Here is a 7,203-nt window from a genome sequence, read left to right as displayed (position 1 = left end):
GGTGGGCACCGGCTGGACCATCGTCAACAGCATCACCAGCGTGGCCGGATTCACGGCAGGAAGCTCCGGGCTCATGAGCCGGCTCAGCGACGGCCGGCTGGCCCACTACCCCTTCAGCAAGGGCATTTGGGGTACCCGGACCATCGTCGGCACAGGCTGGAGCCCCTACAACATCTTCCGCTAGAACCGGCCAGGGCGGGGACAAACCACACGCCGGCGGTGACCGCACACTCCGGACCCGTCACCCGGCTGTGGCTGTTGCGGCTGTGGTCGCAGCGGCGCCGGCAAGGCCCCTAATGGTTTCAAGCGGAAAGTGGCATTCCGCCAAGTGCAGCGCCCCATCGGCGGCAGCGGTCACCCGCCGATGGGGCGCTGCCTCGGCGCAGATGTCCTTTGCTTTCCAGCACCTGGTACGGAAACGGCAGCCCGACGGCGGATCCAGCGGAGAGGGCAGCTCACCTTTCAGGACAATGCGGTCCCGCTTCGCCCCCGTGACATCGAGCTTCGGCGAGGCCGACATCAGTGCCGCCGTGTACGGGTGCCGTGGATGGTCGAAAACCTCCTCGGTGTCCCCCGTTTCGATGATTCTGCCCAGGTACATCACGGCCACGCGGTCGGCGACATGCCGCACCACGGTCAGGTCATGGGAAATGAAGATATAGGAAACGCCGAGCTCCTGCTGGAGGTCATTCAGCAGGTTGAGGACCTGCGCCTGGACGGAAAGATCCAGCGCCGAGACCGGTTCATCCAGGATGATGACATCCGGGTTGAGGGCCAGCGCACGGGCAATGCCGATGCGCTGCCTCTGGCCGCCCGAAAACTCCTGCGGCGACTTACGGGCGTCCGACGGGCGCAGCCCCACCATCTGAAGCAGTTCGCCCATGCGGGCCTGGCGCTCTCGCGACGAGGGGTAGAGGCTCCTGTGGGTGGCCCAGGGTTCGGAGATGATGTCGCCGGCACTCATGCGGGCATTCAGGGAGGCGAACGGGTCCTGGAACACCATCTGGACCCTCCGCCGCCAGCTCATCAGCTCCTTGCCGCGGAGACCGAAAGGGTTCGTTCCCTCAAAGGTCACGGTCCCCTCATCGGGCGTCTCGAGCATCATGAGGGTCCGGGCCAGCGTGGATTTTCCGCAGCCCGACTCGCCTACGAGGCCAAGGGTTTCCCCGCGGCCGACCGTCAGGCTAATCCCATCCAAGGCTTTGAGGCGGGTGTTGCCGCTGGCGCTCTTGGCCACGTGGAACGTCTTGCACAAACCATCGATCTGCAGAAGCGGCTCAGACATTGTTTAACTCCTTGCTGAAGTGGCAGGCTGCGACCCGGCCCGGCAGCGGCGGCCGGGCGTCGGAGTCGTTGTTGGCGCTGAGGGCGCTGCCAGCGTCGTCGTCGACGCTCGTCCGCGCATCGGCGGCGTGTTCATTCACTGGCAGCAGCCGGGGGCGCTCGGCCCTGCAGATTTCCTGCACGAGCGGGCAGCGGGACTGGTAGACGCAGCCGGTGGGGATGTCATGGAGATCCGGGGGGCTCCCGGCAATGGACTTCAGGTGGGCGCCGCGTTCCAGATGAACCGGCACGGACTCGAGCAGCCCCTTGGTATAGGGATGCCGCGGGTCGCTGAACACTTGGGAAACCGGTCCGCTCTCCACCACATTTCCCGCGTACATCACCGCCACTGAATCCGCTTCCTCGGCAACAACCGCAAGGTCGTGGGTGATCAGCACTACGGCCATCTGCCCCTCTTCCCGGAGCTTCCGCAGGAGCTGCATGATCTGCGCCTGGACTGTCACGTCTAACGCTGTGGTCGGTTCGTCGGCTATCAGCAGGCGCGGGTTCAGAGCCACGGCCATCGCGATCAGGATGCGCTGGCGCATGCCGCCGGAGAACTGGTGGGGATACGAATTGACCCGGGATTCGGGTTCGGGAATTCCCACCCGTTTCATCAAATCGATTGCCTGCATCTTGGCGTCCTTGGCGCTGAGCCCCTCATGGATCCTGAAAGCCTCGGCGAGCTGTGTTCCGACGGTATAGACGGGGTTGAGGGCCGCCAGCGCGTCCTGGAAGACGATCCCAAGCTCCGGGCCGGCAAACTTGAGCCGTTCCTTGGGTGTCAGGGCTGCCAGGTCTGTTCCATTGAGGATGATTTCCCCGCCGGCCAGGTCACAGACCGGGTCCATGATTCCGGCGAGGGCTTTTGCCGTCATGGATTTTCCGCAACCGGATTCTCCAAGCAGCGCCAGGGTCTCCCCTGCGCGGGCCTCAAAGCCCACGCCGTTGACGGCCCGGACAGTTCCCCGGTAGGTCCGGATGTCCACGGCCAGGTCCCTGACACTTAGAACGACATCTTGCACCCGGGACTTTTCGACCCGGGACTTTTCCGGGAGCACGGTTTGGGCAGCGGTTTTCACGGCTTTGCCTCCTTGACTGGAATGCGGGCAATCAGGCGCCTGCGGGGAAGAGCGAGCCGCCAGCGCTGGGCCGGGTCAGTGGCGATGCGCAACCAGGCAGCGAGGACGTTGGCGGCGATGGTGGTGAGCACAATTGCTACACCGGGAAAGATCGACAGCCACCATGCTGTCTGCAGGTACTGCCTGCCCTGCGAAACCATGAGGCCCCAGCTGACGTCCGGCGGCTGGATGCCGATGCCGAGGAAGCTCAGGGACGACTCGGCCAGCATGACGTAGCAGAATTCGAGCGTGGCCAGCGTGAGGAGGGTCGGCAAGACCACGGGGATGACATGGCGGCCGATAATGGCGTTCGGTTTGGCGCCGAACGTCCGGGCAGCGTCCACAAAAGTCCTGCTTTGAAGCTCCGCCGATTCGGCCCGCGCCGTGCGCAGGTAGATGGGGATTCGGGTGAGCGCCAGGATCAGCACTATGTTTCCGGCGCTGGGGCTGAAGACATACAGCACGACGACGGCGAGCAGCAGGGACGGGAAGCTCATGATGACGTCGGCGATGCGCATCGAGACGTTTTCACGCCAGCCGCGGTGGTAGCCCGCCCAGACACCCCACAGGGAACCGATGACGAGGGCCACGGCCACGGCGGGCAGCGCCACGGAGAACGTGGTGCGGCTGGCAACGACGAGGCGTGCGAGCATGCTTCGCCCCAAGGAATCGCTGCCCAGGAAGTACTCCCAGCCATAGGCCAGAGAGAAGGGCGCCTTATTGGCGAAAAGGAGGTTCTGCTTCGTTGCCAGGTCGCCTACCAGGGCAGGGCCGATGAGGGCGGTCAGCCCGATGATGACCAGGAGCAGCCCGGACACGGTGGCAAAGCGGTCCTTCAGCAGGAGGCGAAGGAGGCTGAGGTTCCCGTCCTTCCTATCCTTTAGGGGTTGCAGTTGCCCGACAGCCGGCAGCTGGTCCCCCGCCGCCGCCTCACTCAATGAAGTCTTCATGGCTACTCCTAAGCCTTTACCGTGACAGGGCGGACACGTGCATCAAGCAGCGCGTAGCCCATGTCAATCAGGATGTTCAACGCAAAGATCGCCACTGCCGTAAGCAGGACTGCGGAATGCAGCACGGCGAAGTCCCGCTGCAGGATGGAATCGATCATGAGCTTCCCGATCCCGGGCCAGCCGAAGATCGTTTCCACCACCACGGCACCGTTCACCAGGCCCACTGTCAGGTCGCCCGCCACGGTAAGAGCGGGAGCCGCGGCGTTGCGCAGGGCGTGATGGGTGACCACCCGCAGTTCGCCCGCGCCACGGCTGCGGGCCAGTTTGATGTAGGGCTCCGACAGCGCGGAGACCATGGATCCCCGGACGATCTGGACCAGGACACCGAAGGGCCTGAGCAGCAGGGTTGCGATCGGCAGAACCCAGGCACCGGCCCCCGACACTCCGGAGGTCGGGAGCCAGCCCAGGGTTATGGCGAAGACCCAGATGCCCACGATCGCGAGCCAGAAATCAGGAATCGAAGCTGCAGCCATGGACACGAAACTTGAAATGCGGTCGGCAACGCCATTCGGCTTCAGCGCCGCCCAACAGCCCACCATCAGTGCCAGCAACACGGCCAGCACCATGGTGGTGGCCGCCAGCTGCAAGGTTGCCGGGAATGCACGCAGCGCCATGTCGGCGGCGTCCTGCCCTGTCCGGAGGGACTGGCCGAAGTCGAGCCTCAGCACCCCGCCGAAGTAGTCCGCCATCTGCACCAGCAGAGGCTTGTCCAGGCCGTTGCGTGCGGTGAAATCATCGCGCATCTGCTGGGTCGCGTTCAGAGGCAGATACAGGCTGGCCGGATTTCCGGTCATCCGTGCGAGCGCGAAAACTCCGACAATAACCACCACCAGCGGCAGTGCGCTGGAGATTATCCGCTTTCTCAAGTAGATCAGCATGGCTGTCCTTCTTTTTCCTGGCGACCCGGGCTAGCTTGCCGGGGTCATTTCCGAGACGCGGAGCTCGTCGCCGCTGGAAGAGTTCGGCGTGTAGTTCACGGACTTGGACTTGCCGATGATGCCCGTCTGGTGGGAGATGTGGGCAAACTGAACAACCTTGTCGTTCTGGTAGGCGAAGATGTCCTCGAAGGCCTTCTTGCGGTCGTCGCCCGACGCCGCATCCGCCTTCTTGATCATGGCGTCAAACGCCGGGGTGCCGAAGTAGCTCTGCGCTCCGGTCGACAGCATGTACTGGTCAACGGTGAAGGCAGCGTCTCCGGCCTGGTTGCCGTGCTGCGTCATCAGGGCTACTGCGCCTTCGTCGTCAGGGAACGGGCGGACCTGGTACGTCAGGTGCTGGCTGGTTTCCAGCATCTTCAGCTTCACGTTCAGCCCGGCCTGGCTCAACTGCTCCTGAAGTACCTGCGCCAGTTCGGTGATCTTGGGGAACTGGGCGCTGCGGACCACCAGGGAGATTTGCGCGGAGGTGTCCACGCCGTCGGCCTTTGCCTCGGCAACGAGGGACTTGGCCTTGTCCAGATCGAAGGCCCACCCCTTCAGCTCCGGGTTGTGCCCTACGATGCCCTCAGGCACCAGCTGGGCGGCCACTTTGTGCTTGCCCTGGTAGAGGGAGTTGACGATTCCCTCCTTGTCGATGGCGTAGTTAATGGCCTGGCGGACGCGGATGTCATTCAGCGGTGCCTTGGTGGCCTCGAGCCGGAGGGCGACCGTCTCGTTGTTGGGGTAGTCGATGCCAAGCTCGCCCATGTTGTCGTCAGGGCTCAGGCCCAGGGCCACATCGGCTTCGCCGCTGGTGATCATGGCCGCCCGCACGGAACTCTCGGACCGCCACTGGTACTCGGCCTTGGCATAGGCGGGCTTATCGCCCCAGTAGCCATCCCAGCTGCTCAGCGTAATTTTCTGGCCGGCGTCCCATGCCTCGATTTTGTAGGGGCCGGTGCCGACCGGTTCGCGGACCTTGGCGGTGGTGCTCGTCGACGTCGGCACCACCTCAAGGAAGGACAGCCGCAGCGGGAGGATGGGGTCTGGCTCCGGGGTGGTGACCGTGAGGGTTGTGTCGTCCACGGCCTTTACCTTGAGATCAGCGTCTCCGAACACGTAGCCTTCCACGTTGCAGCCGAGCTTGGAGTTGACGGCCCTATCAATGGTGAACGCCGCAGCTTCCGCATTGAACGGCGTGCCGTCCTGGAACTTCACGCCTTCGCGCAGCTTGAAAGTCCATTCCGTGTCTGATGTGGCCTTCCATTCAGTGGCGAGCAGCGGTTCAAGTTCGCCGGTCTGGGGATTCCGTTCGACCAGCGGCTCGGTCACGTTTGAGCGCACCACCACACCGGTGGACGTGAGATTCGATTCGCAGGCTTCCAGGGTCGGTGGCTCCTGGCCCAGGACCACGCGAAGTGTGCTTCCAGACGCGGGCGCAGCGTCGGAGTTGGCCACAGAGCAGCCGCTCAGTGCAAGCAGCGCTCCGGCTGCGAGGGCCGGCCATTTGACCGCCGATACGGCGAATAGGGGTGTTGAAGAAGACGTCATTGGATCCTCCGGATGAGTGAAGCGCGGCAGGCTGCAGCTTTGTGAAGGTGGAGATAAGGGAGCTGGGGCCGCGCTGGACTCAAGCTAGTGGAGCTTCCAAAAGCCCCACAAGGGGAGGGCCACCCCCAGGGCCGTGCGTCGGGTCCACAGTGACCCGGCCGCGTGCTGTGACGGGCGCCACGCGGCCCCGTCCGCCGCGGAATTCCGCGAAAGTAGCCCTACCGATACACATCGGGAATCGATCAATGCTAATTGCATGTTGGACGCACATGGATGCCCGAACCTACTGTGCAGCGTATGAACAACAACGTCGCTGTCCTGCAGGTAGGACCACTTATGCAAACTGTCCAGGACACGGTGGCCGAGGTGTACGGCGGTGTCCGGCTGCCCGATTCCGCAGCGGGCCAGGCCAAGTTCCTTGCACGTCACGGCCACACTTTTGACGTCGCTGTCACGTCAGGGCGCTTCGGTGTGAAAACTGAATTGATGCGTGCCCTCCCTAATCTCCGGGCGGTCGTGAACTTCGGCGTTGGCTACGACACCACGGACACGAGGCAGGCGGCAGAACGCGGAATCGCCGTCAGCAATACGCCGGATGTCCTCAATGACTGCGTGGCGGATACTGCCATCGCCCTTTACGTGGACGTGTTGCGCCGCACCAGCGCCGCAGACCGCTATGTTCGCCGGGGTGACTGGGTCCGAAAGGGAAACTTTCCCCTGGCCACCAAGGCGAGCGGCAAGCGGGTGGGGATCCTGGGCCTTGGCCGGATCGGAAAAGTGATTGCCCGCAGGCTCGAGGGCTTCGACTGCACCATCAGCTACCACAACCGCAACAAGGCGGCCGGGGTGACGTATGACTACGCGTCCTCGCCGCTGGAGCTGGCCAGGAAGTCGGATGTACTGATCGTGGCAGCGGCAGGCGGCCCCGAGTCTGTGCACGTGGTTGACCGTGAGGTCATCGAGGCACTCGGTCCGGGCGGTTACCTCGTCAACATCGCCAGGGGCTCGGTTGTCGACGAGCAGGCTCTCGTGGCGGCGCTGCTGGCCGGACATCTGGGTGGAGCCGGCCTTGATGTCTTCGCCGATGAGCCGAAGGTCCCGCAGGATCTGCTGTCCCTGGACAACGTGGTCCTGCTGCCGCACCTTGGCAGCGGAACAAGCGAGACCCGCGCCGCGATGGCAGAGCTCACCCTCGCGAACCTTGCACAGTTCGCAGCTGACCGAACCCTGGTGACGCCGGTCCCCTGACACACCCGGGATTTACACACGTTTTGTCCTATA

6 protein-coding genes and 1 pseudogene are annotated in these 7,203 nt (G+C 63.9%); 2 read left to right on the top strand and 5 right to left on the bottom strand.

Translation table 11 applies throughout. The features are described from left to right. Positions 1–184: pseudogene (locus J7E80_RS22075) on the top strand (D-alanyl-D-alanine carboxypeptidase); the annotation flags it as partial. 57 nt (positions 185–241) lie between these two features. On the opposite strand, the gene J7E80_RS22070 reads toward J7E80_RS22075, so the two are convergent. From J7E80_RS22070 to J7E80_RS22050, 5 genes are read right to left on the bottom strand one after another with little or no spacing between them, the layout of a single operon-like run. Next, complete coding sequence (locus J7E80_RS22070; protein WP_215054354.1) at positions 242–1,285, bottom strand: ABC transporter ATP-binding protein; 1,044 nt, start codon at positions 1,283–1,285, stop codon at positions 242–244. After that, positions 1,278–2,405, bottom strand: a complete 1,128-nt coding sequence (locus tag J7E80_RS22065) for an ABC transporter ATP-binding protein (RefSeq protein WP_215054353.1) — start codon at positions 2,403–2,405, stop codon at positions 1,278–1,280. The genes J7E80_RS22070 and J7E80_RS22065 overlap by 8 nt, the downstream gene beginning before the upstream one ends. Beyond that, positions 2,402–3,394 carry an ABC transporter permease gene (locus J7E80_RS22060; RefSeq protein WP_215054352.1) on the bottom strand — a complete coding sequence of 331 codons (993 nt, stop codon included), beginning with the start codon at positions 3,392–3,394 and terminating at the stop codon, positions 2,402–2,404. Before J7E80_RS22060 ends, J7E80_RS22065 begins: the two co-directional genes overlap by 4 nt. Positions 3,395–3,402: 8 nt before the next feature. Next, complete coding sequence (locus J7E80_RS22055; protein WP_215054351.1) at positions 3,403–4,332, bottom strand: ABC transporter permease; 930 nt, start codon at positions 4,330–4,332, stop codon at positions 3,403–3,405. 30 nt (positions 4,333–4,362) lie between these two features. Beyond that, the gene (locus J7E80_RS22050) at positions 4,363–5,922 is read right to left on the bottom strand and encodes an ABC transporter substrate-binding protein (RefSeq protein WP_215054350.1); all 1,560 of its coding nucleotides are present in this window, start codon (positions 5,920–5,922) and stop codon (positions 4,363–4,365) included. A 297-nt stretch (positions 5,923–6,219) separates the two neighbouring features. On the opposite strand from J7E80_RS22050, the gene J7E80_RS22045 reads away from it, so the two are divergent. Continuing rightward, positions 6,220–7,170, top strand: coding sequence for a 2-hydroxyacid dehydrogenase (locus tag J7E80_RS22045; protein WP_215054349.1), 951 nt, complete (start codon positions 6,220–6,222; stop codon positions 7,168–7,170). The last annotated feature ends 33 nt before the right edge of the window (positions 7,171–7,203 follow it).

Origin of the sequence: Arthrobacter sp. ISL-28 (assembly GCF_018613875.1) — a bacterium.
GTDB lineage: Bacteria > Actinomycetota > Actinomycetes > Actinomycetales > Micrococcaceae > Arthrobacter.
Note: the sequence above shows the minus strand (reverse complement) of the source record. Positions and strands in the feature narration are given on the sequence as shown.

What these genes read in the sequence shown, in the direction of transcription:
- J7E80_RS22070 (WP_215054354.1), bottom strand. Translation starts at nt 1,285, where the DNA reads ATGTCTGAGCCGCTTCTGCAGATCGATGGTTTGTGCAAGACGTTCCAC.
- J7E80_RS22060 (WP_215054352.1), bottom strand. Translation starts at nt 3,394, where the DNA reads ATGAAGACTTCATTGAGTGAGGCGGCGGCGGGGGACCAGCTGCCGGCT.
- J7E80_RS22055 (WP_215054351.1), bottom strand. Translation starts at nt 4,332, where the DNA reads ATGCTGATCTACTTGAGAAAGCGGATAATCTCCAGCGCACTGCCGCTG.
- J7E80_RS22050 (WP_215054350.1), bottom strand. Translation starts at nt 5,922, where the DNA reads ATGACGTCTTCTTCAACACCCCTATTCGCCGTATCGGCGGTCAAATGG.
- J7E80_RS22045 (WP_215054349.1), top strand. Translation starts at nt 6,220, where the DNA reads ATGAACAACAACGTCGCTGTCCTGCAGGTAGGACCACTTATGCAAACT.